A 25768-nucleotide genomic window follows, 5' to 3' on the forward strand; every position below is an offset into this window, starting at 1 on the left:
GGCTCCGCTCGGCCCGCCCGCTCCCGCTCAAGCCCACCGGTCCGAGTCAACCGCTTCGTGTCTGCCGTCGTACCACTAACGCCGTGTCCCGCTGCCGCCGCCGGCCGCCCCGCTCCCGCCCGCCCGAAGCGCGGCCTCCGCTTCCCGCGGCCCCTCACCCGCAGCGTATCGAATGCACATTCGAAAACTGGAGTGTCCGGCGGCAACCCCACTCGTTCGAGTGACCACGCTCAAGGAATGATCGCCGCTGCCGAGGGGAGATCTTCAACGGGAGGCGGACCGGCCGGGGAAACCGGTCCGAGGGGAATGACCCTGGGAGCTCGGGGCTCCGGGTCAGCACAGGGGAGGACAGGCCCCGGTGCCTCACGGCACCGGGGCCCTTCTCACGTCTGCGGCACATCTTCCCGCCCCCTCCGGTCATATGCCTCACGCGACAGCCTCGCACGCGCAGCGCCGGAGCGCTGCGATTCGGCACGGGGAATCTTCGGGTTCGAGGCACCCGAAGGGAACCCAACCGCCGCGCGCGGCTCAGGAGTTGACCATGCCCCGCCAAGCGGCTCCGCACGCCCCCCGGAGGCTCAGCGCTTGGCCACGAAGACGTGCGACGCGACGTCCGATTCCAGCTCCGCCGCCTCGCCGCCGCTGCCGACGAGGACGCCGCCCGCGGACTCCGTCACGCTCACGACCGAGCCGGGCTGTACGCCGGCCCGCCGCAGCGTGTACATCAGCTGCGCGTCCGTCTGGATGGGCTCGCCGATGCGCCGGACGACGACGGTCTTGCCCTCGGCGCCGGGGTCGAGGTCGGCCAGGGAGACCATGCCCTCGTCGAGGAACGGGTCCGCGCCGTCCTTCTCGCCGAGCTCCTCCAGGCCGGGGATGGGGTTGCCGTAGGGCGACTCGGTGGGGTGGCGCAGGAGCTCCAGGACGCGGCGCTCGACGGCCTCGCTCATCACGTGCTCCCAGCGGCACGCCTCCGCGTGGACCTGCTCCCACTCCAGGCCGATCACGTCGACCAGGAGGCATTCGGCCAGGCGGTGCTTGCGCATCACGCGCGTGGCGAGGCGGCGGCCCTCGTCGGTCAGCTCCAGGTGGCGGTCGCTGGCCACGGAGACGAGGCCGTCGCGCTCCATGCGCGCGACCGTCTGGCTCACCGTCGGTCCGCTCTGGTCGAGCCGCTCGGCGATCCGGGCGCGCATGGGGACCACACCTTCCTCCTCCAGCTCGAGGATGGTGCGGAGGTACATCTCCGTGGTGTCGATCAGTCCGGACATACGTGCCCCTCGATTAGCTCTGCCGAAGGCTCGACGGCTCTTCGGCGCGTGCGCTGGCCCTGACCCCAATTCTGCCGGATACCACTGACAACCGTGCCGCGCCGACAAAACCACCGCCTCACGCACCGCCCCTCGGAAGCACACCGCCCCCCACACGCCCCCGGCGCACTCCCCTCCACCCCCGCCCACCACCGGCTCTCACCTGCGCCCACGTACTTGATCCGCCCACCGCACACGGGCCACGGCCACGGCGTCCGTGGGCACGCGCACTCGGCGGCGAGCGGAGGTTTTCGCTTGGGGGCGGCGGTTCGGGAACGAACAAGCCGGGCAGGAGGCGCCGAACGCCACGGGCGCGCGTGCCGGGCCGGGGGCGCGGTCACCGGAGGACGCCCTGCACGCGTGTGCGTGCCCGATCCGGACGCCGCCCCCGGAGCCAGGGTTCGGTCGGGTGCCGCACGCGCGTGTACCCCGAGGCGCAACGGCCATAGGCCGGCGTCCCTCGCCCTCCCGACCTGCCCCGTGCCAGAGCCCGCCCGCCCCCCCTGCGCATGCGGGCGCCACCGGCGGTCCCCCCTTGGGCCCGTAGCCGTCCCCTGTGCGCGTCCCCCCTCCCCCGTATTGACACCGCACTGGTCCAGACCGCACGGTGATCGGCGGAACGGGCGGGTGTGGTTCACGGACGGTGCGAAGGGGTGCTCGGGATGGGTGAGCGCGGGGTCGGGGAGCGGTTCTTCGAGGCCGCCGCCGCACTGCTGGAGCGGGTGCGCGCGGAGGAGGCCGACGCGGTGGAGGCGGCGGGCGAGCTGCTGGCCGACACCGTCGTCGCGGGCGGGCGGCTGTTCGCCTTCGGGGCGGGGCACTCCTCGCTGGCCGCCCAGGACCTCGTCTACCGCGCGGGCGGGCTCGCGGTGATGAACCTGCTGTCCGTCCCTGGCCTCGTCGGTGTGGACGTCCGGCCCGCGACCCTCGGCTCCGCCCTGGAGCGCGTGGACGGGCTCGCGAAGGTCGTCCTGGACAACTCGCCGCTCCGCGCGGGCGACGCGCTGGTGATCGTGTCCCTGTCGGGGCGCAACCCGCTCCCCGTGGAAATGGCCCTCCACGCACGCGCAGGCGGTGTGCGCGTCATCGGCGTCACGTCCGTCGCGTACGCCGCCGAGACCGCCTCCCGGCACTCCTCCGGGACCTTCCTCAAGGACCACTGCGACGTCGTCCTGGACTCCAAGGTGGCCGTCGGCGACGCCGAGATCTCCCTGGACGCCGTCCCCGCCCCCTTCGCCCCCGCCTCCACCGTCGTCACCTCCGCCCTCCTCCAGGCCGTCATGGCCACCACCGCGGCCTCCCTCGCCGCCCGGGGCGTCGAACCGCCCCTCCTGCGGTCGGGGAACGTCGACGAGGGCCACGCGTGGAACGCGCGCGTGATGGAGGAGTACGGGGACCGGATCTTCTACCGGAGCTGACTCCCGGGACACGCGCTTCCTGGGCAGGAGCTTCCGGGAGGCGCCCTCCGGATCTCACGCCCTGAGCCTCACGCCCCGCTGACGGGCCCCGCGTCGCCCCGCCAGCCCCGCTTCTCCCCCGCCGCCTCCGCCACCCCCGCCAGATCCAGCGCCGCCGCGATCCGTACGGCGACGTCCTCCGCGTACGTCGTGTCGCCGCGCTCGAACGCCGAGCGCCCCCCGCCCCGCAGGAACGTGACGGCACCGAGGGTGCGGCCCCGGCTGCGCAGGACGGTGGAGAGGGCGTGGACGGTGTCCTCGGGCCACTGCCGGGTGCGCGCCCAGATGCGGGCCTGGTCGGCGGGGATGCCGGCGGCCCCGGTGCGGACGGTCCCCGCGCGGGCGACGCACTGGAGCGCCGGGTGGCCCTCCGGATAGCCGACGGGGAGACCGGGGTGAGGGCTCAGGAGACTCGGCCCGGGACCGCCCGCGGGGGTCGCCGCGACCCGGACCAGCCGTACGGGCGCGGCGAGATCGGCGTCCGCGCGCGGGGCGCCGTGGAGGCGGTCGAGGAAGGCGTGGTCGGCGAACCCGGCGAGCGAGAAGTCGAGGTGGACGGTCACGGCCTCGGCGGGGTCCTCGCACTCGGCCGCCGCGCGCGCGGCACGGTGCAGCTGGTTGGCGCGGAAGCGCAGCAGGGCCGCCTCCTGCTCGCCCTGCTTGGCCTCCGTGACGTCCTGGAAGAGCCAGCCGACGCCCAGCGGCACGGGCTCCTCCGCGAGCGGCGAGGCGAGCCGCAGGAAGCCGCTGCGCCAGCAGCGCCGGCGCTCGCCGTCCGGTGTGCGCACGCCGATCCACATCTCGGCCGGCGCGGGCGGGGCGCCTTCCGCGAGGACGTGCGTGAGGGCGCTCTCCAGCTCCCGGACGCCGTGGGTGAGCAGTTCGCCCAGCGGGCGGCCCAGGACCGCCGTACGGCCCGTGCCGAGCGCCCGCGCGGCGTGCGTGTTGACGACGGCGGGTCGCAGGTCCGCGTCGACGAGGACGACGCCCCAGGAGGCGTCCTCGAAGAGGGCCTCGCTGAGCGCGATGGACCGCTCCAGGTCGATCTGCGCGTGGACCTCGCTGAAGGCGCAGTACAGCCCGGCGGGCTTGCCGTCGGGCCCGCGCACGGCGGAGGACTGGGTGCGGACGAGGACCCGGCCGCCGTCCTTGGTGAGGAGCGCGAACTCGTGCACCTGGCGTCCGGCCGCGTGCATGGCGGCCATCAGGCGGCCCTCGACCTCCTCGGCGTCCGCGCTGCGCACCGCCCAGCCGGCGAAGCCGTGCCGGCCCACGGATTCCTCGGCGCTCCAGCCGAGAATCCGCTCCGCCTCGCGGTTCCAGTGCGTGACGACTCCGTCGGCGTCGAACGCGCACAGTGCCGCGTCCATGCCGTCGAGCAGCGCGGAGAGCAGGTCGAACCCGTACGGCCCGTCCCGTCCGGGCTCGTCCGGGCCCAGCTCGTCAGTGGTCCCGCTCTGCCGGGAAGCACTCATCCGGACCCCCTACCAGCCGCCTCCGCGCCCCGGGCGCGTCGGTTCGCTCACTCGCCTTTCATTCAACTGGAACGTGACTCAGCCCACACGGTGTTCCCGGAAGCCGGGCCGAGATTCGTGAGCCGCAGATCCACCCACCAGTCGTCACTCCCGTCGTCCAGGGTGTACCGCTCGACCTCGGTGAACCCCCGCGCGCGGGCGAACGCCAGTCCGTCGGTGTTCACGGCCAGTACGCACGTCTCGATCACCCCGGCGTCCAGCCCGCGCGCGTGGGCGAGCGCGTGCCGGTACAGCGCGTCGCCGTATCCGCGTCCCCGGAACTCCGGGAGCACCCGCGCGATGACGGTCGCCGCCCGTGCCTCGCCCTCCGGCGGGCGCACGGTCGAGCAGCCGACGAGCACGTCACCGGCGTACGCGTTCTCCAGCCGGTTGCGTCCGGCCCGCTCGGCAACCTCCTCCGGAGACAGCGCGGCGGGCGGCACGACCGTGTTGTGCACCTGCCGCCACTGCTCCAACCGGTGCTCGCCGACGGCGGGTTCGATACGGAAGCCGATCACCCCCAGAGCCGAACACGCTGCCCGCGCGCGTGTCAACGCGAGCCCCCGCGCGTGCGCTACACCGCCCCCGCCGGCCGCCGCGCGTACACCTCGATCTCGATCTTCATCGCCGGGTCCGCCAGCCCGCACACCAGCATCGTCGCGGCCGGCCGCACCTCGCCGAAGCACCGGCGCAGGACGGGCCAGCAGGGTTCGAAGTCGGCGCGTTCGGGGAGCAGGTAGCGCACCCGGACGACGTCCTCGAAGCCGCAGCCGGCCTCCTTGAGGGCGGCGCCGATGTTGCGCAGGCACTGCTCGGCCTGTTCGACGACGTCGTCGGAGATCGTCATGGCGGCGTAGTCGTAACCGGTCGTCCCGGAGACGTGCACCCAGTCCCCGTCGACGACCGCGCGGGCGTAACCGATCTGCTCCTCGAAGGGGGAGCCGCTGAGGATGGCGCGTCGTTCCGTCATGGCGGAGACGGTAACGACAGCCGCATCCGTCCTGATCGTCGTACTTGAGAACGGGTCACGAAAAAACCGGTTGAGTGCGCCGGGAAGGGTTCCTAGGGTGTGGAGCACACACGAAGGGAGGTGGTTCGGCAGATGTATGGAAACCGGACGCGTGAGGTGGCTGCGGGCTAGCGCCCGTCACCCACTCTGTGCGGTGCCGGACCCGCGCGCGGGAGACCGTGCGCAGCCGGCCCAGTCCCAAGCAGTCACCCGACCCGCGAGTCGCCGGTACGTCCGGCCGGCTCCTCTCCGGAGGAACCCGACTCGCGGGTCGCCTGCGTTCCGGAGGATTTCCGGGGCGTGATCTGCGCCACGTACGAATTTCTCGTCAAGCAGTAGCCTGGGCACATGCTTTCGCTCGTTCGACGCCGCCACGTGGACTACGTCCGCGTCACGAGCATGGGCTGTCGACGCTCCGTCTGAGCCTCCAGCCCGCATTCCCGGCCACCCCACGGCCCCTTCTCTCCCGCACATCCGGCACCCGCGCCCGCGCCCCACCCACGGCTTCGGGCCTGCCCCCGTACACCTACGGACGCACCATGACGAACCCGTCGTACCAGCAGCTCCCGATCATCGACCTCTCCGCCGCGGACGCGGGCCCACGCGCGCGTGCGGAGCTGCACGCGCGCCTGCACGGCGCCGCGCACGACGTGGGCTTCTTCCAGCTCGTGGGCCACGGCGTGCAGGACGCCGAGACCACCGCCCTGCTGACGGCGATGCGCCGCTTCTTCGCCCTCCCGGAGGCCGACCGCCTCGCTCTGGACAACGTCGGCTCCCCGCACTTCCGCGGCTACACGCGCACCGGTGACGAACGCACGGGCGGCCGTCAGGACTGGCGTGACCAGCTGGACATCGGCGCCGAGCGCCCCGCGCGCGTGCCGGGCCCCGGCGACGCGCCCTACTGGTGGCTCGAAGGCCCCAACCAGTGGCCCGCCGCACTCCCCGAGCTGCGCACGGCCGCCCTGCGCTGGATCGACCGCCTGAGCGCCGTCGCCGAGAAGCTGCTGCACGAACTGCTGGCGTCCATAGGCGCCTCCCCGGACTTCTACGACGCCGCCTTCGGGGAGCACTCCCACCCGCACCTCAAGCTCGTCCGCTACCCCGGGAGCGCCGGGAACGGTGCCGACCAGGGTGTCGGCGCGCACAAGGACTACGGCTTCCTGACGCTGCTCCTCCAGGACCGGGTGGGCGGCCTCCAGGTCCAGCGCGAGGACGGCCTCTTCCACGACGTGCCTCCCCTGGAGGGCGCTTTCGTGGTCAACCTCGGCGAGCTGCTGGAGGTCGCCACGAACGGCTACCTGCTCGCCACCAACCACCGCGTGGTCTCCCCGCCGGCCGCAGTGGAACGTTTCTCCGTCCCGTTCTTCTACAACCCGCGCCTCGACGCGCGCGTGGAGCCCCTGGTCTTCCCGCACGCGTCGACGGCCCCCGGAGTGACGACGGACCCGGCGAACCCGCTGTTCGCGGAGTACGGCTTCAACGAGCTCAAGGGGAAGCTGCGGGCGCATCCGCTGGTGGCGGAGAGGCACCACGCGAGCCTCCTGACGCCCGCCTGACCGCCTGGGACGGATCGGACGGCTTCCGCCTCGAGCAGAGCCGTCCGAGGGCCTCAGGAGGCGATTCCGGCGTGCCCCGGGATCTCCCGCGGATCACGGACCCCCGGCCCCACGTACCGCGCGGACGGCCGCACCAGCCGCCCCGTCCGCTTCTGCTCCAGGATGTGCGCCGACCACCCGGCCGTGCGCGCGCACGTGAACATCGACGTGAACATGTGCGCCGGGACCTCCGCGAAGTCGAGGACGATCGCCGCCCAGAACTCCACGTTCGTGGCGAGCACCCGGTCGGGCCGGCGCGCGTGCAGCTCGGCGAGCGCGGCCTTCTCCAGCGCCTCGGCGACCTCGAACCGGGGCGCCCCCAGCTCCCGCGCGGTACGACGCAGCACGCGCGCGCGTGGGTCCTCCGCACGGTAGACGCGGTGCCCGAAGCCCATCAGCCGCTCACCCCGGTCGAGCGCCTGGCGGACGTACGCCTCCGCGTCGCCCGTGCGCTCGATCTCCTCGATCATGCCGAGCACCCGGGAGGGGGCGCCGCCGTGCAGCGGGCCGGACATGGCGCCCACGGCGCCGGAGAGCGCGGCGGCGACGTCCGCCCCGGTGGAGGCGATCACCCGCGCGGTGAACGTGGAGGCGTTCATGCCGTGCTCGGCGGCGGACGTCCAGTACGCGTCGACGGCCGCGACGTGCTTCGGGTCCGGCTCGCCGCGCCAGCGGATCATGAACCGTTCGACGACGGACCGCGCCTTGTCGATCTCCCGCTGCGGCACCATCGGCCGGCCCTGCCCGCGCGCGGACTGCGCGACGTACGAGAGGGCCATCACAGCGGCCCGCGCGAGGTCGTCCCGGGCTCGGGCCTCGTCGATGTCCAGGAGGGGCTTCAGGCCCCACACAGGGGCCAGCATGGCCAGCGCGGACTGCACGTCGACCCGGACGTCCCCGGAGTGCACCGGGATCGGGAACGGCTCGGCGGCCGGCAGGCCGGGGTCGAACGCGCCGTCCACCAGCAGGCCCCAGACGTTCCCGAACGAGACGTGCCCCACCAGATCCTCGATGTCGACGCCCCGGTACCGCAGGGCGCCGCCCTCCTTGTCCGGTTCGGCGATCTCCGTCTCGAACGCGACGACTCCTTCGAGACCGGGTACGAAGTCGGACATCAGGCGGCTCCTCGATGTGTGCGAACGGGGTGTGCGGGCGGGTGTTCGGGGGTGCTTCGGGAGGAACGGGGGGTTCTTGCGAGGCGGGGCCGGGGCGCGGGTCCGGCGCGCGGGCGGCCCCCGGTGCGGCATCAGCACCATATCCCCGAGTGCCACCTTTGGGGAGGTCGTGCGGCACTGAGTGCCACCCGAAGGGTGCCCGGTGGAACGTCCGTGTATGCCTGACGGCGTATGCCTGGCCGCGTACGGCGGTCACCGTTGCGCGATACGGCAGATCGCCCCGCCCGCGGCCCCCGATGCGGCAGGATGACCGCGTGAACGACCACGACAGCGCGTCCCTCGATCCCGCCGCGATGCGTACGCAGTACCGGGCGGAGGGTCTTGCCGAGGACGACCTCGCCGCGACCCCGGTGGAGCAGTTCGCCCGCTGGTTCAAGCAGGCCGCCTCGGAGGCGCACCTGTTCGAGCCGAACGCGATGGTCGTCTCCACCGCCGACGCCGAGGGGCGGCCGAGCGCGCGGACCGTGCTGCTGAAGCACTTCGACGAGCAGGGGTTCGTCTTCTACACCAACTACGGCTCCCGCAAGGCCCGCGACCTCGCCGAGAACCCGTACGTCTCCCTCCTCTTCCCCTGGCACCCGATGGCCCGCCAGGTCATCGTCCACGGCGTCGCCCGCAGGACCGGACGCGACGAGACGGCCGCGTACTTCCGCACCCGCCCGCACGGCTCCCAGCTCGGCGCCTGGGCCAGCACCCAGTCGGCCCCCGTCGCCTCCCGGGCCGAACTCGACGCCTCCTACGCCGAACTGGCGGCCCGCTACCCCGAGGGCGAGCAGGTCCCCGTCCCGCCGCACTGGGGCGGCTTCCGCGTCGCCCCGCAGTCCGTCGAGTTCTGGCAGGGCCGCGAGAACCGCCTCCACGACCGGCTCCGGTACGTCGAGGAGACGGACGGGGGGTGGCGGGTGGAGCGGCTGAGTCCCTGAGGGGGGCTCAGATCTTGCCCCAGAGGTACGCCGTGCGGTGTCCCTCCAGGAGGGTGGATATTCGGGCGCGGAAGTCGTCGGAGAGGTCGGGCCAGTTCCGGAACCTCAGCCCCAAGTACCCGCAGGCCAGCGGCGCTTCGCCCCAGCCCCACCCGGGCAGGGGAACCGGGACGGCGCAGGCGGGACACTCGACGACGGCCTCGCCCGTGTCGTACCACGCCGTCAGCGCGTCGCCGAACCGGTCCCAGAGAGCGTCGTCCAGGGCCGTGGTCCGCGCGCAGCGGGGGCAGACGGCGGTGCTCGGCATGTCCGCGCCGCTGATGAACACGTTCCGGCCCACCCGCACGGCGAGTTCGTCGTACGGCTCCCGGTCCCAGCCGTCGTCCACCGCTCTTCGCCAGTGCGGCCCCGGCAGGTACGCGTCGCCGTCCGCCACGACGACGCCCTCCTCCAGCAGCCACGCGACCGCGCGCTCCCCGAGGCGGGCCGCCTCCGTCTCGCCCGCTTCGAGGTCCACGATCACCTGATACCAATCCCCCATGCACCCACCGTAGATCCCCCCACTGACAACGCCCCTGACCTGCCCCTCCTCACCCCAACTCCGCCTCCACCAACGCCACCCACTGCCCCACGACCCGCTCCCGGCGGGCCTGGTCGTCGGTGAGGAGGTTGGCGAGGCCGAGGCCGCGGGCCATGTCCAGGAGGCCCTGGACGGTCTCGCGGGCGCCGGGCCGGCTCTCGTCGGCGCCGAGGAGTTCGACGGCGATGCGATGGGTCTCGCGGCCGACGCGGGCCTCCAGTTCGGTGACCCGGGGACGCAGCTGCTCCTCGTTGGACGCGGCGACCCACAGGTGGAGGGCGGCCCGGAAGAGGGGGCCGGTGTAGAGGCCGACGAGGGCGGTGACGACGGCCGCGCGGTCGGTGGCCCCCTGCGGGAACAGCGCGCGCAACGCCCCGGACCGCTCCTCGGCGACGTACTCGACGGCGGCGGTGAACAGGTCCTCGCGGGTGGGGAAGTGGTGCTGGGCGGCCCCCCGGGAGACCCCCGCGCGCTCGGCGACGACGGAGACCGTGGACCCCGCCCAGCCGCGCTCGGCGAGGCAGGCCACGGCGGCTTCCAGGAGCCGCTGCCGGGTGGCCCGGCTGCGGTCCTGCTTGGGCGCCCGGTCACCCCGTGCCCGGTCGCCCGGCACGCGGTCGGCCGCGGTCACAACACCCATGCGGGGTCCCGTCGTTCGAGGAAGGCCGTCATCCCCTCGTGGGCCGCCGGGGAGGCGAACAGCCGCGCGGAGAGCGCCGTCAGCTCCGCGGCGTCCCGGTCGAAGGCTTCGAGAACCTTAGCCGTGAGCAGCCGTTTCGTCTCCGCCAGCCCGTCCGGCGCGGATCTGCGCAGTCCGTCGAGGACGGGCGCGAGGACGGCGTCCACGTCGTCCCCGGCGGCCGTCACGATGCCGGTCCGGACGGCCTCTGCGGCGTCGAACCGCTCGCCGGTGAGGCAGTGACGCGCGAGGGCGCGGGGGTCCGCGCGCGGCAGCAGGGGCAGCGAGATGACGGCGGGGGCGACCCCGATGCGTACCTCGGTGAACGCGAACGTCGATCCGGTGGACGCCGCGGCGACGTCGCAGGCGGCGACGAGCCCGAGGCCGCCCGCGCGGACGTGCCCGTCGATCCGCGCGACGACGGGTTTGCCGAGTTCGACGACCGCGCGCAGCAGGCCGACGAACTCCCGCGGCGCGGGCGGGTCCTTGAGGTCGGCGCCCGCGCAGAACGTGCCGCCGCTGTGGGTGAGGACGACGGCCCGGACGCCGGGGTCCTCCGCGCAGTCGGCGAGCGCGTCTGCGAGGGCGCCGACGAGGGCCGCCGAGAGGGTGTTGCGGCTGTCCGCGGCGTCGAGGCTGAGGCGCTCGACGCCGCGCTCGCGGCTGCGGCCGATCAGGGTCACGCGCGCTCCCTCAGCCGGCGGCGGAGGATCTTCCCGGAGGCCGCGCGGGGCACCGCGTCGACGAACGTGACCCGGCGGACGCGTTTGTAGGGCGCGACGCGTTCGGCGACGTACATCATGACCTCGCCCTCGGAGAGGCCCGCGGCGTAGGGCTGGCGGACCACGTGCGCGTGCGGCACCTCGTTGCCGTCGGCGTTGTACGTGCCGACGACGGCAGCGTCGGCTATGTCCGGGTGGGTCAGCAGGAGGGCCTCCAGTTCGGCGGGGGCGACCTGGAAGCCCTTGTACTTGATGAGTTCCTTGACCCGGTCGACGACGAACAGCCAGCCGTTCTCGTCGACGTGGCCGACGTCCCCGGTGTGCAGCCAGCCGTCGGTGTCGATCATCGCGTCGGTGGCCTCCGGGTGGCCCAGGTAGCCCTTCATGACCTGCGGTCCCCGGAAGAGGAGTTCGCCGGGCTCGCCGGGGCCGAGGTCCTTCGCGGGGTCGTCGAGGGAGACGATCCGCATCTCGGTGCCGCCGATGAGTTTGCCGACGGTCCCGGGAGGGGCCTCGTACATCGCGGACAGGGGGACGACGTGGGTGCCGGGCGACAGTTCCGTCATGCCGTACGCCTGGCCCAGGGGCGGCAGGGCGAGCCGGCGGGCGCAGGCGGCGGCGAGTTCGGCGTCGAGGGGGGCGGCGGCGCTGATGACGTACTTCAGGGACGACAGGTCGTACCGCTCGACCGCCGGGTGCTTGGCGAGCGCCAGGACGATCGGCGGGGCGACGTACAGGCCGGTGATGCGGTGTTTCTCGACGGCCGCGAGGAACGTCTCCAGGTCGAAGCGGGGCAGGACGACGACGGTGGCGCCCAGGCGCAGGGGGGCGTTCATCAGGGCCGTGAGGCCGTAGATGTGAAAAAACGGGAGTACTGCCAGAATCCGGTCACCCGGTCCCGTCGGCACCGCGGGCTCCAACTGGGCGAGGTTCGTGGCCATCTGACGGTGGGTCAGCATGACGCCCTTGGGGACGCCGGTCGTCCCGGAGGAGTACGGGAGGGCGGCGACGTCCTCGACGGGGTCGATGTAGGGGGTCGGTTCGGGGGCCTGGGAGGCGAGCATGTCGATCAGCGAGCGGTGGCCGGTCGCGGCGTCGCAGACGAAGATCTCCTCGACGCCGCCCGCGAGTTCGGCCGCCCGGCGGGCCGTCTCCAGGAGGGGTGAGACGGTGACGATCCACCGGGCGGCCGAGTCGCGGAGCTGGCCGGCGAACTCCTCGGGGGTGCACAGGGGGTGGACGGTGGTGACCGAGGCGCCCGCGCGCGTGGCGGCGTAGAAGGCGACCGGGAAGGCGACCGTGTTGGGGCTGTGCAGGGCGAGCACGTCCCCCTTGCGCACGCCCGCGTCGGCGAGCGCGGCGGCCACGCGCCGGTGGAAGCGGTCCAGCTGTCCGTGGCTCAGTGTCGTGCCGTCCACGCCGTCGACCAGTGCGGGCAGGTCGCCGAACTCGGCGGCGCGGCCCAGGACGGCGTCGTGGATGGGCAGGTCTACGGCGGGAACGTCTGCGTACTCGCTGCGGAACACGGTTCCTCCTCGCGCAGGGGCGGCGGTCAGTACGACTTGGGCAGGCCCAGGCTCTGGTGGGAGACGTAGTTGAGAATCATCTCCCGGCTCACCGGGGCGATACGAGCCACGCGGGCGGCCGTTATCAGCGAGGCGATGCCGAACTCGCGCGTGAGGCCGTTGCCGCCGAGGGTCTGCACGGCCTGGTCGACGGCCTTCACGCACGCCTCCCCGGCCGCGTACTTGGCCATGTTGGCGGCTTCGCCCGCACCCGCGTCGTCCCCCGCGTCGTACAGGTGGGCCGCCTTCTGGGTCATCAGGCGGGCCAGTTCGAGGTCGATGTGCGCCTGCGCGAGGGGGTGGGCGATCGCCTGGTGGGCGCCGATGGGGGTGTCCCAGACGGTGCGCTCGCGGGCGTACTCGACGGCGCGCGCGAGCGCGTACCGGCCCATGCCGATCGCGAAGGCGGCCGTCATGACGCGCTCGGGGTTGAGGCCGGCGAAGAGCTGCGCCAGGCCCGCGTCCTCGTGGCCGACGAGGGCTTCGGCGGGGAGCCGTACGTCGTCCAGGGTGAGTTCGAACTGCTTCTCCGCGCTGTGCAGTTCCATGTCGATGCGGTGGCGGGTGAAGCCCGGGGCGTCGCGCGGGACGATGAACAGGCTGGGCCTGAGGCGGCCCGTGCGCGCGTCCGCGGTGCGGCCGACGATCAGGGTGGCGTCCGCCGCGTCCACCCCGGAGACGAAGACCTTGCGGCCGGTGAGGAGCCAGTCGGCGCCGTCGCGGCGGGCGGTGGTGGTGATGCGGTGGCTGTTGGAGCCGGCGTCCGGTTCGGTGATCCCGAAGGCCATCAGGCGCGAGCCGTCCGCGAGCGCGGGGAGCCACTCGCGCTTCTGCCCGTCGGTGCCGAAGCGGGCGATCACCGTGCCGCAGATGGCCGGGGAGACGATCATCATCAGCAGGGGCGCGCCGGCGGCGCCCAGCTCTTCGAGGACGAGGGCGAGTTCGGCGATGCCGCCGCCTCCGCCGCCGTACTCCTCGGGGAGGTTGACCGAGAGGTAGCCGAGTTTCGCGGCCTCCTGCCACAGCTCGGTGGGGTGGCGGCCCTCGTCGATCACCTTCGTGAGGTAGTCGCGGCCGTAGCGGGCGCCGAAGGCGGCGACGGCCTCGCGCAGGGCCTTGTGCTCGTCCGATTCGATGATCCGGCTCACGGTGCTCCTTCGGTTGCGTCCTGTCCGTCGCTCTCGACCACGGCCAGCAGGGCTCCCATCTCGACCTGCTGTCCCGGCTGTACCTCCAGCGCCGTCAGCGTTCCCGAGGCCGGGGCCGCAATGGCGTGTTGCATCTTCATCGCTTCGAGCCAGACGATCGGTTCTCCCGCCGCGACACTCGATCCGGTGACGAGTCCGGGCGCGACCTTGACGACCGTGCCGGGCATCGGCGCGACCAGCGAGCCCGGCGCGCGCTGGGGCGCCGGGTCGGGGAAGCGGGGCAGCGCGGTCAGCGCCGTCCCGTTCACGTGCACGCGGTCGCCGTACCGGGCGACCGCGAACCGGCGCCGTACGCCGTCCACTTCGAGGACGACGGCCGCCGCGTCGGCGTGCACCACGCGCACCCCGTCCGCCTGAAGACCGTCGCGCGTGTGCCGGTACTCGGCCTCGTGCTCCTCGCCGGCCAGTTCGTAGCGCTTGCGCTGGGGCTGCGAGGGGACGTTGCGCCAGCCGCCGAAGCGCGAGCGGCCGTGCGCGTCCGCGAGGGCCGCCGCGAGGGGGGCGAGGGGGTCGGCAGGCGCGCGCGTGAGAGCCGCGAGGTGGCGGCCGTAGAAGCCGGTGTCCATCCGGGCCTCGGTGAACTCCTCGTGGCGCAGGGAGCGCAGGAGGAGGTCCCGGTTGGTCGTCGGGCCGTGGACGGTGGCGTGCTCCAGAGCCCCGGCCAGTTTGCGGACCGCCTCCGCGCGCGTGGGCGCGTGGACGACGAGTTTGGCGAGCAGCGGGTCGTAGTGGACGCCGATCTCGTCGCCGTCGGCGTACCCGGTGTCCAGGCGGACGCCCTCCGGGACGGCGAGGCGGTGCAGGGTGCCGGTCTGCGGGGTCCAGTCGCGCGCGGGGTCCTCGGCGTAGAGGCGGGCCTCGATCGCGTGCCCGCGCGCGGGGGGAGGCTCTGCCGGGAGGGCGGCTCCCTCTGCGACGCGGAGCTGTTCGGCGACCAGGTCGAGGCCGAACACGGCTTCCGTGACGGGGTGTTCGACCTGGAGGCGGGTGTTCATCTCCAGGAAGTGCGCCGTGCCGTCGGGGGCGAGGAGGAACTCGACGGTCCCGGCGCCGGCGTACGACACCGCGCGCGCGGCGCGTACGGCCAGTTCCCGCAGCTCCCGCGCGGTGTCCTCGGACAGCCCCGGTGCGGGCGCCTCCTCGATCACCTTCTGGTGGCGCCGCTGGAGCGAGCAGTCGCGCGTGCCGAGCGCCCACACCGTGCCGTGCGTGTCGGCGAGGATCTGCACCTCGACGTGGCGCCCGTTCTCGACGTACGGCTCGACGAACACCTCGCCGTCCCCGAAGGCGCTCGCGGCCTCCGCGCGGGCGGCCTCCAGGGCGGGGGCGAGGTCCCGCGCACTGCGCACGATCCGCATGCCGCGCCCGCCGCCCCCGGCCGCCGCCTTCACGAGCACCGGGAGGTCGTCCTCGGTGACGTCGGTCAGCGGGGCGAGCCCCATGAGGGCCTTCGCGCGCGTCTTGGACGCCATCGCCTCGATCGCCTCGGGGGGCGGGCCGATCCACCGGAGGCCCGCGTCGAGGACCGCGCGGGCGAACTCGGCGTTCTCGGAGAGGAAGCCGTACCCGGGGTGCACGGCGTCGGCTCCGGCCGCGAGCGCCGCCTTCACGATCAGGTCGCCGCGCAGGTACGTCTCGGCGGACGTCGCCCCGGGCAGCCGTACACAGCGGTCGGCCACGCGCGCGTGGAGGGCGTGTTCGTCGGGGTCGGAGTGCACGGCGACGGTGCGGATTCCCGACTCGCGGCACGTGCGGAAGATCCGGCAGGCGATCTCGCCCCGGTTGGCCACCAACAGCGTCGAAATCACTGGGCCTCACTCACATCCGGAAGACGCCGAAGCCGCCGCGCGCGCCTTCGTAGGGGGCGGTGTGGATCGCGGACAGGCACAGGCCGAGAACGGTGCGGGTGTCGCGCGGGTCGATCACTCCGTCGTCGTAGAGCCGTCCGGACAGGAACATCGGCAGGGACTCCGACTCGATCTGCCGCTCGACCATGGCGCGAAGGCCCTGGTCGGCCTCCTCGTCGTACGGGAGGCCCTTCGAGGCGGCGGACTGCCGGGCCACGATCGACAGGACGCCTGCGAGCTGCTGAGGGCCCATCACGGCCGACTTGGCGCTCGGCCAGGCGAACAGGAACCGGGGGTCGTAGGCACGGCCGCACATCCCGTAGTGGCCGGCGCCGTACGACGCGCCCATGAGGACCGACAGGTGCGGCACCCGGCTGTTGCTCACCGCGTTGATCATCATCGCGCCGTGCTTGATGATGCCGCCCTGTTCGTACTCCCGGCCGACCATGTAGCCGGTGGTGTTGTGCAGGAACAGCAGCGGGACGTCGCGCTGGTTGGCAAGTTGGATGAACTGGGCGGCCTTCTGGGACTCCTGGCTGAACAGCACGCCCTGCGCGTTGGCGAGCACCCCTACCGGGTAGCCGTGCACAGTGGCCCACCCGGTGGTGAGGCTCGTCCCGTACAGCGGTTTGAACTCGTCGAAGTCGGAGGCGTCGACGATCCTCGCGATCACCTCGCGCGGGTCGAACGGGACCTTCAGGTCGCCCGGGACGATCCCGAGGAGTTCCTCGGCGTCGTACTTGGGCGGGGCGGCCGGGGGCGGGTCGTCGTACGCCTTGCGGTGGTTGAGGCGGGCCACCACGCGGCGTGCCTGCCGCAGGGCGTCCCGTTCGTCCACCGCGAAGTGGTCCGCGAGGCCCGACACGCGCGCGTGCATCTCCGCGCCGCCCAGGGACTCGTCGTCGCTCTCCTCCCCGGTGGCCATCTTCACGAGCGGCGGGCCGCCGAGGAACACCTTCGCGCGCTCCTTGACCATGATCACGTGGTCGGACATGCCGGGGATGTACGCGCCGCCCGCCGTGGAGTTGCCGAAGACGACCGCGACCGTGGGGATGCCGGCCGCCGAGAGCCGGGTGAGGTCCCGGAAGATCGCGCCCCCGGGGATGAAGATCTCCTTCTGCGAGGGCAGATCGGCGCCCCCGGACTCCACGAGGCTGATGCAGGGCAGCCGGTTGGCGAGCGCGATGTCGTTCGCCCGGAGGGCCTTCTTCAGGCTCCACGGGTTGCTCGCGCCGCCGCGCACGGTCGGGTCGTTCGCCGTGATCAGGCACTCCACGCCCTCGACGACCCCGATGCCCGTCACGAGCGACGCGCCCACCGGGTACTCGCTCCCCCACGCCGCCAGCGGCGACAGCTCCAGGAACGGCGTGTCCGGGTCGACCAGCAGCTCGATGCGCTCCCGGGCGAGCAGTTTGCCCCGCGCGCGGTGCCGCTCCACGTACTTCGGCCCGCCCCCGGCGAGCGCCTTCGCCTGCTCGGCCGCCAGCTCGTCGAGCTTCGCCAGCATCGCCTCCCGGTTCGCCCGGTGGTCCGGGCCGTGCACATCCACAGCGGTCGGCAGGACGGTCACGGGGCGGCCTCCAGGGGGGTGGAGTCGGGGGGCTCGGGGGCCACCGGGTGGCGGGCGGGGTCGGGGGGCGCCGGAGTGGCCGCCGGGAGGGTGAAGCCGGAGGGCACCGGAGCACCAGTGGGACGCGCGGCCCCGGAGCGCTCCGGGGCGGTCACCGGGAGCGCGGAGCCGGGCGGGGCCTCCGGGAGGGCCGGGGTGTTCGCCGGGGGCTCCGCAGGCTCTGTGGGGCTCGTACCGGGCGGCGGGGAGCCTAGGAGGGCCCGCCCGTCGGGGGACGTCCGGTCGTCCAGTGGTGCCCGGTCGGCGGAGTGCCGTCGGTCGTCCCGGTGTTCCGGCGGGACCTCCGCGCGCGCCGAGAGCGGGACCAGCCGCTCCGGGATGTCGACGTGCCGCGCGCGGAGCCATTCGCCGAGGGCCTTCGCCTGGGGGTCGAAGCGGTGCTGGGAGGCGACTCCGGCGCCGAGGAGGCCCTCGACGACGAAGTTGAGGGCGCGCAGGGCGGGCAGGACGTGCCGGGTGACGGGGAGGGCGCGGCTCTCGGGGATCAGCTCGCGGAACCGGTCGACCGTCAGCTCGTGGACCAGCCAGCGCCACTCCTCGTCGCCGCGCACCCACACCCCGACGTTGGCGTCCCCACCCTTGTCCCCGCTCCGCGCCCCGGCGACCGTCCCCAGGGGTACCCGTAGTACCGGAGAGGGAGGCGGCGGCGCGGGCAGGGGCGGCTGCGGCACCGGTGCGAGTACGACGGTGTCGCGCGCCGGGGGTACGGCGATGCGCCGCCCGTCGTCGAGGACGGCCCGGTGCTCGACCTCGCCCCGGGGGACGTACGCCGCCTCGAACACCCCGTAGGGGGACCCCCGTCCAGGCGGCGCGAGGACATGGAACCCGGGGTAGCTCGCGAGAGCCAGCTCGACGGCGGCCCCGCTGAGCGCCCGTCCGACGGCCTCCTCCCGTACGTCCCGTACGACCAGCCGCAGGACGGCGCTGGCCCCCTCCTCGGTCCCGGCGTCGGCCCGGTCGCCCCGCACGAGTTCCCACCGCACCTCGGCGGGGAGCGCGTCGGCGAAGGCGTACGTCTCCATCTGCTCCCGCACCAGCGCGGCCTTGGCCTCGATGTCGAGCCCGGTGAGGACGAAGGCGACCTCGTTGCGGAACCCCCCGAGCCGGCTCAGCCCGACCTTGAGCTCGGGCGGCGGCGCCTCCCCCCGTACCCCTACGACCCTGACCCGGTCGGCTCCGTCGCTCTCCAGTCGTACGGAGTCGAGGCGCGCGGTCACATCGGGCCCCGCGTACCGGGCCCCGCCCGTCTCGTACAGGAGTTGCGCGGTGACCGTCCCGACGTCGACCAGCCCGCCCGTACCGGGGTGCTTGGTGATCACGCAGCTGCCGTCGGCGTGCAGTTCGGCGACCGGGAAGCCGGGCCGGCGGACGTCGGCCTCGCGGAAGAAGGCGTAGTTGCCGCCGGTCGCCTGCGTCCCGCACTCCAGGACGTGCCCGGCGACGACCGCGCCCGCGAGCCTGTCGTACTCCGTCGGCCCCCACCCGAAGTGCGCGACGGCGGGCCCGGTGACGAGCGCCGCGTCGGTCACCCGCCCGGTCACCACGATGTCGGCGCCCTCCCGCAGGCACGCGGCGATCCCGAACCCGCCGAGGTAGGCGTGCGCGGCGAGCGCGTCCGGGAAGCGCCCCCGCAGATCGTCCCCCTCGACATGCGCGACCCGCGCCGGCACCCCGAGCCGCCCGGCCAACTTCCGTACGGCGTCGGCGAGTCCGGCCGGATTGAGGCCACCGGCGTTGGTGACGATCCGCACCCCGCGTTCGTGGGCGAGGCCGAGGCAGTCCTCCAGTTGCCGCAGGAAGGTGCGCGCGAACCCGGCCCCGGGGTCCTTGAGCTGGTCCCGGCCGAGGATGAGCATGGTCAGCTCGGCGAGGAAGTCTCCGGTGAGGACGTCGAGTTCGCCTCCGGTCAGCATCTCGTGGAGGGCGTCGAGGCGGTCGCCGTAGAACCCTGAGAAGTTGCCTATCCGGAGTGTCACCCGGCCTCCCCGGAAGGGGGTCCGGCGGGCGGTTCGGTGGGAGTTTCGGCGGACTGTCCGGCGGGCGCCGACTTCGGCGGGCGGCCTCCTCCGGGCGGTCCGGCGAAGACCTGGGCGATCCCCAACCACTGCTCGGCTTCCGGCCCTTCGGCCCTCAGGTCGAGGTCGGAGCGGTGGGCGCGCTGGGTGACCAGGAGGCAGAAGTCGAGCGCCGGTCCGGTGACCCGCTGGTCGGCGTTGTCGGGCCCGTACGTCCACAACTCACCGGAAGGTGCAGTGAGTTCGACGCGAAATTCCTCGAACGGCATCGCGAGCCCGTGCACGCCGAACGCGAAGTCCCTTGTGCGGACGCCGAGTCGGGCGATGTGGCGGAGCCGGTCGGTGGGGACGGGGGTGACGCCGAGCGCGTCCGCGACGTCCAGGCCGTGCGCCCAGGTCTCCATCAGGCGGGCGGTGGCCATGGAGGCGGTCGACATCGGCGGGCCGTACCAGGGGAAGCGCCCCCGCTCGGGCGCGGCCCGCAAGACCTTGTCCAGCGCCTCGCGTTCGGCCCGCCAGCCCCCGAGCAAGCGCTCGGGCGGCCGTTCCGCGCCTTCCCGGGCGCCGGCGTCCACGAAGTCGCCGGGCGCCACGAGCGCCTTCTCCACCTCGCGCGAGAACGCGTCCTGGTCGGTCATCGCCATCCGGGCCGAGCGGTCCGTCCAGGAGAGGTGCGCGATCTGGTGGGCGATGGTCCAACCGGTCGCGGGGGTCGGCAGCTTCCACTGCTCCGGGGTCAACTCGGCTACCAGCCGGTCGAGTTCCTCGCTCTCGGCACGCAGGTCGTCGATGACGGGGGTGGGGTCGGCCATGGGGTGAGCATGGCAGCGTGGGTGAAAACAATCAAGCGTGCTTGCATTAATCCGGATTCCGGCCCTGCGGACACCGGGAACCCGGGCCCGCCCGGCCGTTCAGCTCTCCGCCGCCGCCTCGGCCAGCAGGTTCACGGCCTTCAGCCGCGGAATGACCCGCATGCAGTGAACCGCCTGCTCCGCGCCGAACGCCCGCTGATCCTCGGTGACTTCGGGGTCGACCGCGCAATCCGCCTGCACCCGGACGTAGTTGAGGGCGGTGGCGAAAAGCATGGAGAACGACCGTGTCCCTCGGATCACCCCCGGACCGCCCGCCGAGCGATAGGCCCGCACGATCCTCCGCGCCCTCCCGGTGTCCGGCTCGTTCCCGCCCGACCAGATGAACAGGGCGCGCGCCAGCTCCTGTTCGGCGGAGATCGGCCCGGCGTTGTCCCAGTCGAGCAGGACCGGCCCCGAGGGTCCCACCAAGACGTTCTGCGGCTGGAAGTCGAGGTGCGAGATCACCAGATCGGCGTCACTCCCAGGTCCCACCCACCCGGACAGCTCAGGTACGACGTCCTTGACGAAGCGGTCCAGTTCACCGGCCCAGGGCAGCCCCGCGCGGCGCACCTTCTCGCCGAGTTCCTTCCACTCGGCGTCGTCGGGGCACCGTTCGTACCAGTCGTTCACCGGCCCCTCGGCGCCCGCTCCCGCCCGGTGGACGAGCCCCGCCGTCCGCCCGAACCAGTCCAGGACCGCGGGGTCGGAGGGGTCGGCCGGGCTCCCCTCCACCCAGTCGTACAGCTTGACCGCGGACGTGCCGAGCCAGGTGACGTGGGCGCCGTCGCGGTTGGTGTGCAGGCGGGGTGCGGAGATGCCGAGTTCCTCCGCCGCGTCCCTGAGCGCCGCCTCCCGGGCGACCTGCTCCTCGTCGCACCCGAACAGCATCTCCTTGACCGCCCAGGACGATCCGGCGCCGGTCAGCCGCCAGATCCGCCCGAGGGCGCCCCGGGTCACCGGGGTGACGCTCCAGGGTCCGGAGCCGAGGGCGTAGGCGTCGGCGATGACTGGGGCTTCGACTGTCCTGGTGGGTGTGGGCACGAGGGTGGACTGTAGTTCCCGTAGTACTCACGGGGTACGGGATTTCCCTGGGCGCGGAGACAGGTGGCCGGGTCACGGCCGTATCACCGCCCGGTCGGGGTACGCCCCGAAATTGGTCAATACCTTTCCAACTCCCCTTGGCCCGGCGCGGGACACGGCAGTTCACTGCCGCGTATGACATCCATGCGAGCCATGAGACCCGCCCGAGCACCGGGCCCTGCGGCGCCGGTGATCCGTCCGCGCCGGGCCGCGACCGTGCTGGCGGCGGCCGTCGCCGCCCTCGGCCTGTCCCTGGGCAGCGCCTCCGCGGCCACCGTGCCGACGGAGTTCGGGACCGACTACCACGACCCCGTCACCGCCGCCCCGCCGATCGCGGCCCCGCACGCCCGGTCGTGCTCGGTCACCGTCGCGCAAGCTCAGTTCAAGGACTTCACCCCGTACACCGGCACCTACACCCCGCCCACCGCCTGCGGCACGCCCGGCCGCTGGTCCAAGGTGGTGCTGCGCCTCGACGGGAACGTCAAGGGGCGGCAGTTCGACCGGCTGGGCTACCTGGACATCGGCGGCGTACAGATGCTCCGCACCTCGACGCCCGAGCCCTCGCAGGACGGCATCGACTGGTCCGTCGAGAAGGACGTCACCCAGTACGAGAAGACCCTGAGCGGACCCCAGTCGGTCGACATGCTCATTGGCAACGTTGTCGACGACACCTACACGGGTGTCCTGAACGTCAAAGCCACCCTCACGTTCTACGCCCCGGAGCCCGGACGTACCGTCTCCGCGCCCGACCGCGTCATACCTCTGAGTGACGGCAACAGTGTGACGACGGCCGCCTCTCTGACCGTCCCGCGCAACTCCGAGCGGATTCTCGCGGAGGTGTACGCCACCGGATCGGGCGGCGGCTGCGAGGAGTTCTGGTACTCGGCGGTCACCCCGTCGGCGTCGTACTCCTGCCAGGGCGGGGACGACGGCCCGTACCGCGAGGTGCGGATCAGCGTCGACGGGAAGGTCGCCGGGATCGCCTCGCCGTACCCGAACGTGTGGACCGGCGGCTGGTCCCCCTACCTCTGGTCGGTGATCCCCTCACCCCATGCTTTCGATGTACGCCCTCTGGTGTACGACCTGACGCCGTTCGCCGGCGTCCTGAACGACGGCAAGGCGCACAAGGTCGACGTGTCGGTCGTCGGCGTGCCCGCCGGGCAGACCGGGTGGAGCGCGCCGACGAACGTCCTCGTCTGGCAGGACGCCCACCGGCAGGTCGTCACCGGGGCCGTGACGTCGTACAGGCAGCCCGCTCCCGTCGTCGGCAACCGGTACACGGACGGTTCGCTGCGCCGGCTGGTGACCGACGGCACCGACCGGCTCAAGGTCACGGGGTACGTCGACACCTCCCACGGGCGGGTCACCACGACCGTCGAGCGGACCCTCACCACCGCGATCGACCACCGCTGGACGCCCGACGAGAACACCGACGACCAGACCGGGAAGTGGACCGACCACCAGGCCGTCACCACCGACGGGCGCGTCTCCCGCACCGACCGCGTGTACACGCTCGACGGCCGCGCGACCATCGACAGCGCGAATCGGCTGCGCGTGATCATGTCCGTCGGCGACCGCTCGGCCGTCGGCGCGGTCCGCGTCGACGACGAGTACCGCGGGGACGCCACCTTCACCCTCGGCGTGGCCCGCGAGCAGCGGCACGCCGTGGCCACCACGAGCGAGCGGTACCGGCTCCGGGCGCCGGGGGTCTGCTACGACCACTCGCTCGCGACGGAGCAGGGGGTACTCACGAGGGACGTCCGGGGCTGCTGAGCCGTTGGGGGCGGCGGTGTTCGGCTGCGCCGCGCTCGGCGGCGGCGTCCGGCTCCGACCGCGTCCCGCTCCGACGACGTCCGGCTCCCACCGCGTCCGCCCCCTACGGGTGATACCCGTAGTACCTGAGGTGTCGGCCGGCCTCTCCGGCCCCCTCAAGTACTACGGGTACCCCCGTCAGGGGCGCCGCCCGCTAGTGCTGTGACCGGAAAGGTTCACCGGGGTCGGGAGCGGATGAACCTCTGGAGGGAGCGGACGGCCCGTGGGCCAGGCGTGAGAGGATCGCGGCCGTGACCATCAAGCTTCATGACTTCAACGGTGAACACTCGCTGACGTTGGATGTCGGCGGCCTGGCTGCTGATGCTGCAGTGGTCGATGCAGAACACGAGCCGAACGGATACTTCTGGGAAGGTCTCGTGCGGTTTGCCTGGCCAGACATCGCCGAGCGCCTCGACTTCGACAGCGAGGCCGGCATGTTCTGCGCGGTGGGGAGTCCGAGCGACCTCGCGCTTCTTAAGACGGCCGTTGAACCAGTCGTCACGAGCCCCGAGGCAGTCCGCGACATCATCGCCCGGGCGGAGACTTCGGGCTTCGAGTTCGACGATTAGAGATCCAATCGGATAGCAGCATCAGTTGGGTCAGGATGCTGTGCTGAGTGGGCGTCCGCCCCAGCGGATGCCCTTCTCGCTGCGGATCCGGGCACGCTCCTTGCGCTGGGCGGCCAGCACGTCGGGGTGTCGGGCGTTCTTGTTGCGCCAGCGCAGGTAGGCGTGCAAAGCCCGGGTCTGGGTGGGGTGGCTGCGGTGGTTGGAGTTGGCGACGGTGAACTGCCGCAGTGGTCCGAAGTGAGCCTCGATCGGGTTGGCCCAGGATGCATAGGTGGGCGTGAAGCACAGCTCGACCCGGTTCCTCCTGGCCCAGCGCCGGATCGTCTCGCCCTTGTGGGCGGACAGGTTGTCCAAGATGACGTAGATCGGCGCGCCGTCCGGGCGGGCCGCGCGGATCGACCTCAGCGCGGCCAGGGCATTCACGGCGCCCTTCTTGCGGCGGTTGACGCCCCACAGGGTGTCGTCGCCGATCGAGTAGCAGCCGTGGAAGTAACGGACGCCGTGGGTGCGGTGGTAGGTCGCGGGGTGCCGCTCGGGGTGGCCGGCAGGGGCCCAGCCGGAACCGCCGGTGGGGCGGATGCCGAGCGGGCCGAACTCGTCGAACGCGAACACCCGGTCCGGGAACCGCTCCAGGACGTGCTCGATCCGGTCGAGCTTGGTGTCATGCTCGGGGTCGGATGATTCCTTCCAGGTCTTGGTGCGCTGGAAAGTGATGCCGCGGCGGGCGAGCAGGCACCGTAACGCCTCGCGGCCGACCCTGATCACCCGACCGTGCACGCGTCGCAGGTGGGCGGCAAGTTTGCGGACGGACCAGCGGGTGAAGGGCTGGCCGAGCTTGGTCGGGCGGGTGGTGGCCGTCGCGACGACGAAGTCCTCGTCGTCAGGACTGAGCAGGCGGGGACGGCCTCCCGCCCACTGAGGGTCCAGGCAGGCCAGGCCGATCTCGTTGAACCGGTGGATCACGTCGCGGACAGTGTCCTCGTCTGCCTGCACCAGCTGGGCGATCACCGGGACCCGGTTCCCGCCGGCCGAGGCCAGCAGCATCATCGCGCGCCGGAAGCGCACCGAACTCGTGCTACCCCGGCGCACGATCTGCTGCAGCTTCCGCCCCTCCTGGTCGGTCAACCTGCGCACACGGACAGGCTCAGCCACCACACCCCCAGCGATCGGACGAACGTACGTCACCGGACATCCAACCGCCGCGACCACCAACCCGGCGAACCTTCCCGGTCAGAGCACTAGACGGAGCCGTCCGGCAGCTTCGCCTTCCCCCGCCCCACCTGTGTCCGCACGGCCCCCATGCTCGCCCCGATGACCAGGGCGATCGCCAGCGCCTGAAGCGTGGTGAGGGTCTGGTCGAGGATGAAGAACCCGGCCGCCGAGGCGATCGCGGGTTCGAGGCTCATGAGGATCGCGAAGGTGGAGGCGGGCAGGCGGCGCAGGGCGAGGAGTTCGAGGGTGTAGGGGAGGACCGAGGACAGCATCGCCACGGCCGCGCCGAGCCCCAGGGTCACCGGGTCCAGCAGCTTCGTCCCCGCCTCCGCGATGCCGAGCGGCAGGAAGAGAACGGCCCCGACGGCCATCGCCAGCGCGAGCCCGTCCGCCTGCGGGAAGCGGCGGCCCGTACGGGCGCTGAACACGATGTACGACGCCCACGCCGCGCCCGCCGAGAGCGCGAACGCGACCCCGACCGGGTCGAGGCTGTCGAAGCTCCCGCCGCCGAGCAGGAAGACGCCGGCCAGGGCGAGCGCCGCCCAGACCGCGTTCAGCGCGCGGCGGGAGGCCAGCACCGAGAGGGCCAGCGGGCCGAGGACCTCCAGGGTGACCGCGGGGCCGAGCGGGATGCGCGCGACGGCCTGGTAGAAGAGGCCGTTCATCGCGGACATCGTGACGCCGAAGACGATCACCGTGCCCCAGTCGGCGCGCGAGTGGCCGCGCAGCCTGGGGCGGCAGATCAGCAGCAGGACCGTCGCCGCGACCACCAGCCGCAGCGTCACCACGCCCAGCGCGCCCGCCCTCGGCATCAGCAGCACCGACAGCGCGCCGCCGAACTGCACCGAGACACCGCCCGCCAGCACCAGGCCGATGGGTCCGAGCGGGCCCGCGCCCGCGACCCGGCCGCCGCCCGGGGTGCCGCCGCCCTCGCCTCGGAGGGTTCCGGGTACGCCAGTAGGGGTCGCGATCGTCGGTTCAGGGGTGGTCACTGGCGGTCCCGGTTGCTCGGCAT

General features: G+C 72.9%; 21 protein-coding genes and 1 pseudogene. 5 read left to right on the forward strand and 17 right to left on the reverse strand.

The window, feature by feature from the left end; all coding sequences use genetic code 11:
• Positions 1–578: 578 nt before the first annotated feature.
• Positions 579–1271 carry a metal-dependent transcriptional regulator gene (locus ABZX85_RS34155; RefSeq protein ID WP_355877414.1) on the reverse strand — a complete coding sequence of 231 codons (693 nt, stop codon included), beginning with the start codon at positions 1269–1271 and terminating at the stop codon, positions 579–581.
• Positions 1272–1972: 701 nt separating this feature from the next.
• Between ABZX85_RS34155 and ABZX85_RS34160 the strand changes: the two genes are divergently transcribed.
• Positions 1973–2728: an SIS domain-containing protein gene (locus tag ABZX85_RS34160; protein WP_355877417.1), complete on the forward strand. Its 756-nt coding sequence runs from the start codon at positions 1973–1975 to the stop codon at positions 2726–2728.
• A gap of 68 nt (positions 2729–2796) precedes the next feature.
• On the opposite strand, the gene ABZX85_RS34165 is transcribed toward ABZX85_RS34160, so the two are convergent.
• The 3 genes from ABZX85_RS34165 to ABZX85_RS34175 form a co-directional block, all read right to left on the reverse strand.
• Entirely contained in the window at positions 2797–4242 is a 1446-nt protein-coding gene (locus ABZX85_RS34165; RefSeq protein ID WP_355877419.1) for a PAS domain-containing protein, read from the reverse strand.
• A 62-nt stretch (positions 4243–4304) separates the two neighbouring features.
• Positions 4305–4799, reverse strand: coding sequence for a GNAT family N-acetyltransferase (locus ABZX85_RS34170; RefSeq protein ID WP_355877422.1), 495 nt, complete (start codon positions 4797–4799; stop codon positions 4305–4307).
• A gap of 56 nt (positions 4800–4855) precedes the next feature.
• Positions 4856–5251 (reverse strand): RidA family protein, encoded by a 396-nt coding sequence (locus ABZX85_RS34175; protein ID WP_355877424.1) that lies wholly within the window; start codon positions 5249–5251, stop codon positions 4856–4858.
• A 578-nt stretch (positions 5252–5829) separates the two neighbouring features.
• Here ABZX85_RS34175 and ABZX85_RS34180 point away from each other — a divergent pair.
• Positions 5830–6846, forward strand: coding sequence for a 2-oxoglutarate and iron-dependent oxygenase domain-containing protein (locus tag ABZX85_RS34180; protein ID WP_355877426.1), 1017 nt, complete (start codon positions 5830–5832; stop codon positions 6844–6846).
• A 53-nt stretch (positions 6847–6899) separates the two neighbouring features.
• Here the strand turns inward: ABZX85_RS34180 and ABZX85_RS34185 are convergent, their stop codons facing one another.
• Entirely contained in the window at positions 6900–8000 is a 1101-nt protein-coding gene (locus ABZX85_RS34185; RefSeq protein WP_355877429.1) for a citrate synthase 2, read from the reverse strand.
• Positions 8001–8296: 296 nt separating this feature from the next.
• Here ABZX85_RS34185 and pdxH point away from each other — a divergent pair, with 296 nt between their 5' ends.
• Positions 8297–8983, forward strand: a complete 687-nt coding sequence (pdxH, locus tag ABZX85_RS34190; protein WP_355877432.1) for a pyridoxamine 5'-phosphate oxidase — start codon at positions 8297–8299, stop codon at positions 8981–8983.
• Between the two features lie 7 nt (positions 8984–8990).
• On the opposite strand, the gene ABZX85_RS34195 is transcribed toward pdxH, so the two are convergent.
• The 10 genes and pseudogenes from ABZX85_RS34195 to ABZX85_RS34240 form a co-directional block, all read right to left on the reverse strand.
• On the reverse strand, positions 8991–9524 hold the full coding sequence (locus ABZX85_RS34195) for a hypothetical protein (RefSeq protein WP_355877435.1): 534 nt from the start codon (positions 9522–9524) through the stop codon (positions 8991–8993).
• A gap of 49 nt (positions 9525–9573) precedes the next feature.
• The gene (locus ABZX85_RS34200; protein WP_355877438.1) at positions 9574–10203 is read right to left on the reverse strand and encodes a TetR/AcrR family transcriptional regulator; all 630 of its coding nucleotides are present in this window, start codon (positions 10201–10203) and stop codon (positions 9574–9576) included.
• A complete protein-coding gene (locus ABZX85_RS34205) occupies positions 10191–10925 on the reverse strand; it encodes an enoyl-CoA hydratase family protein (RefSeq protein WP_355877441.1) in 735 nt (244 codons plus the stop codon). Before ABZX85_RS34205 ends, ABZX85_RS34200 begins: the two co-directional genes overlap by 13 nt.
• Positions 10922–12490, reverse strand: coding sequence for a 4-coumarate--CoA ligase family protein (locus ABZX85_RS34210; protein ID WP_355877444.1), 1569 nt, complete (start codon positions 12488–12490; stop codon positions 10922–10924). Before ABZX85_RS34210 ends, ABZX85_RS34205 begins: the two co-directional genes overlap by 4 nt.
• Before the next feature lie 26 nt (positions 12491–12516).
• A complete protein-coding gene (locus ABZX85_RS34215) occupies positions 12517–13677 on the reverse strand; it encodes an acyl-CoA dehydrogenase (RefSeq protein WP_355877447.1) in 1161 nt (386 codons plus the stop codon).
• Positions 13674–15545 carry a biotin carboxylase N-terminal domain-containing protein gene (locus ABZX85_RS34220; protein ID WP_355877450.1) on the reverse strand — a complete coding sequence of 624 codons (1872 nt, stop codon included), beginning with the start codon at positions 15543–15545 and terminating at the stop codon, positions 13674–13676. Before ABZX85_RS34220 ends, ABZX85_RS34215 begins: the two co-directional genes overlap by 4 nt.
• 10 nt (positions 15546–15555) lie before the next feature.
• Positions 15556–17154: a carboxyl transferase domain-containing protein gene (locus tag ABZX85_RS34225; protein ID WP_355877453.1), complete on the reverse strand. Its 1599-nt coding sequence runs from the start codon at positions 17152–17154 to the stop codon at positions 15556–15558.
• A 362-nt stretch (positions 17155–17516) separates the two neighbouring features.
• A pseudogene (locus ABZX85_RS34230) lies at positions 17517–19190 on the reverse strand (acyclic terpene utilization AtuA family protein); the annotation flags it as partial.
• On the reverse strand, positions 19187–20041 hold the full coding sequence (locus ABZX85_RS34235) for a TIGR03084 family metal-binding protein (protein ID WP_355877456.1): 855 nt from the start codon (positions 20039–20041) through the stop codon (positions 19187–19189). The pseudogene ABZX85_RS34230 and the gene ABZX85_RS34235, both read right to left, overlap by 4 nt.
• Positions 20042–20140: 99 nt before the next feature.
• Entirely contained in the window at positions 20141–21121 is a 981-nt protein-coding gene (locus ABZX85_RS34240) for an aminoglycoside phosphotransferase family protein (RefSeq protein WP_355877459.1), read from the reverse strand.
• 192 nt (positions 21122–21313) lie between these two features.
• Here ABZX85_RS34240 and ABZX85_RS34245 point away from each other — a divergent pair, with 192 nt between their 5' ends.
• Both ABZX85_RS34245 and ABZX85_RS34250 read left to right on the forward strand, forming a co-directional pair.
• Positions 21314–22933, forward strand: coding sequence for a peptide-N4-asparagine amidase (locus ABZX85_RS34245; RefSeq protein WP_355877462.1), 1620 nt, complete (start codon positions 21314–21316; stop codon positions 22931–22933).
• A gap of 290 nt (positions 22934–23223) precedes the next feature.
• Positions 23224–23541: an Imm51 family immunity protein gene (locus tag ABZX85_RS34250; protein ID WP_355877465.1), complete on the forward strand. Its 318-nt coding sequence runs from the start codon at positions 23224–23226 to the stop codon at positions 23539–23541.
• 30 nt (positions 23542–23571) lie between these two features.
• Here ABZX85_RS34250 and ABZX85_RS34255 read toward each other — a convergent pair whose 3' ends face one another.
• Both ABZX85_RS34255 and ABZX85_RS34260 read right to left on the reverse strand, forming a co-directional pair.
• A complete protein-coding gene (locus ABZX85_RS34255) occupies positions 23572–24693 on the reverse strand; it encodes an IS630 family transposase (RefSeq protein ID WP_355877468.1) in 1122 nt (373 codons plus the stop codon).
• 86 nt (positions 24694–24779) lie between these two features.
• Positions 24780–25745, reverse strand: coding sequence for an EamA family transporter (locus ABZX85_RS34260; RefSeq protein ID WP_355877470.1), 966 nt, complete (start codon positions 25743–25745; stop codon positions 24780–24782).
• Between the last annotated feature and the right edge of the window lie 23 nt (positions 25746–25768).

The sequence above is a fragment of the Streptomyces sp. NPDC004539 genome, assembly GCF_040610055.1.
Taxonomy (GTDB): Bacteria; Actinomycetota; Actinomycetes; order Streptomycetales; family Streptomycetaceae; genus Streptomyces.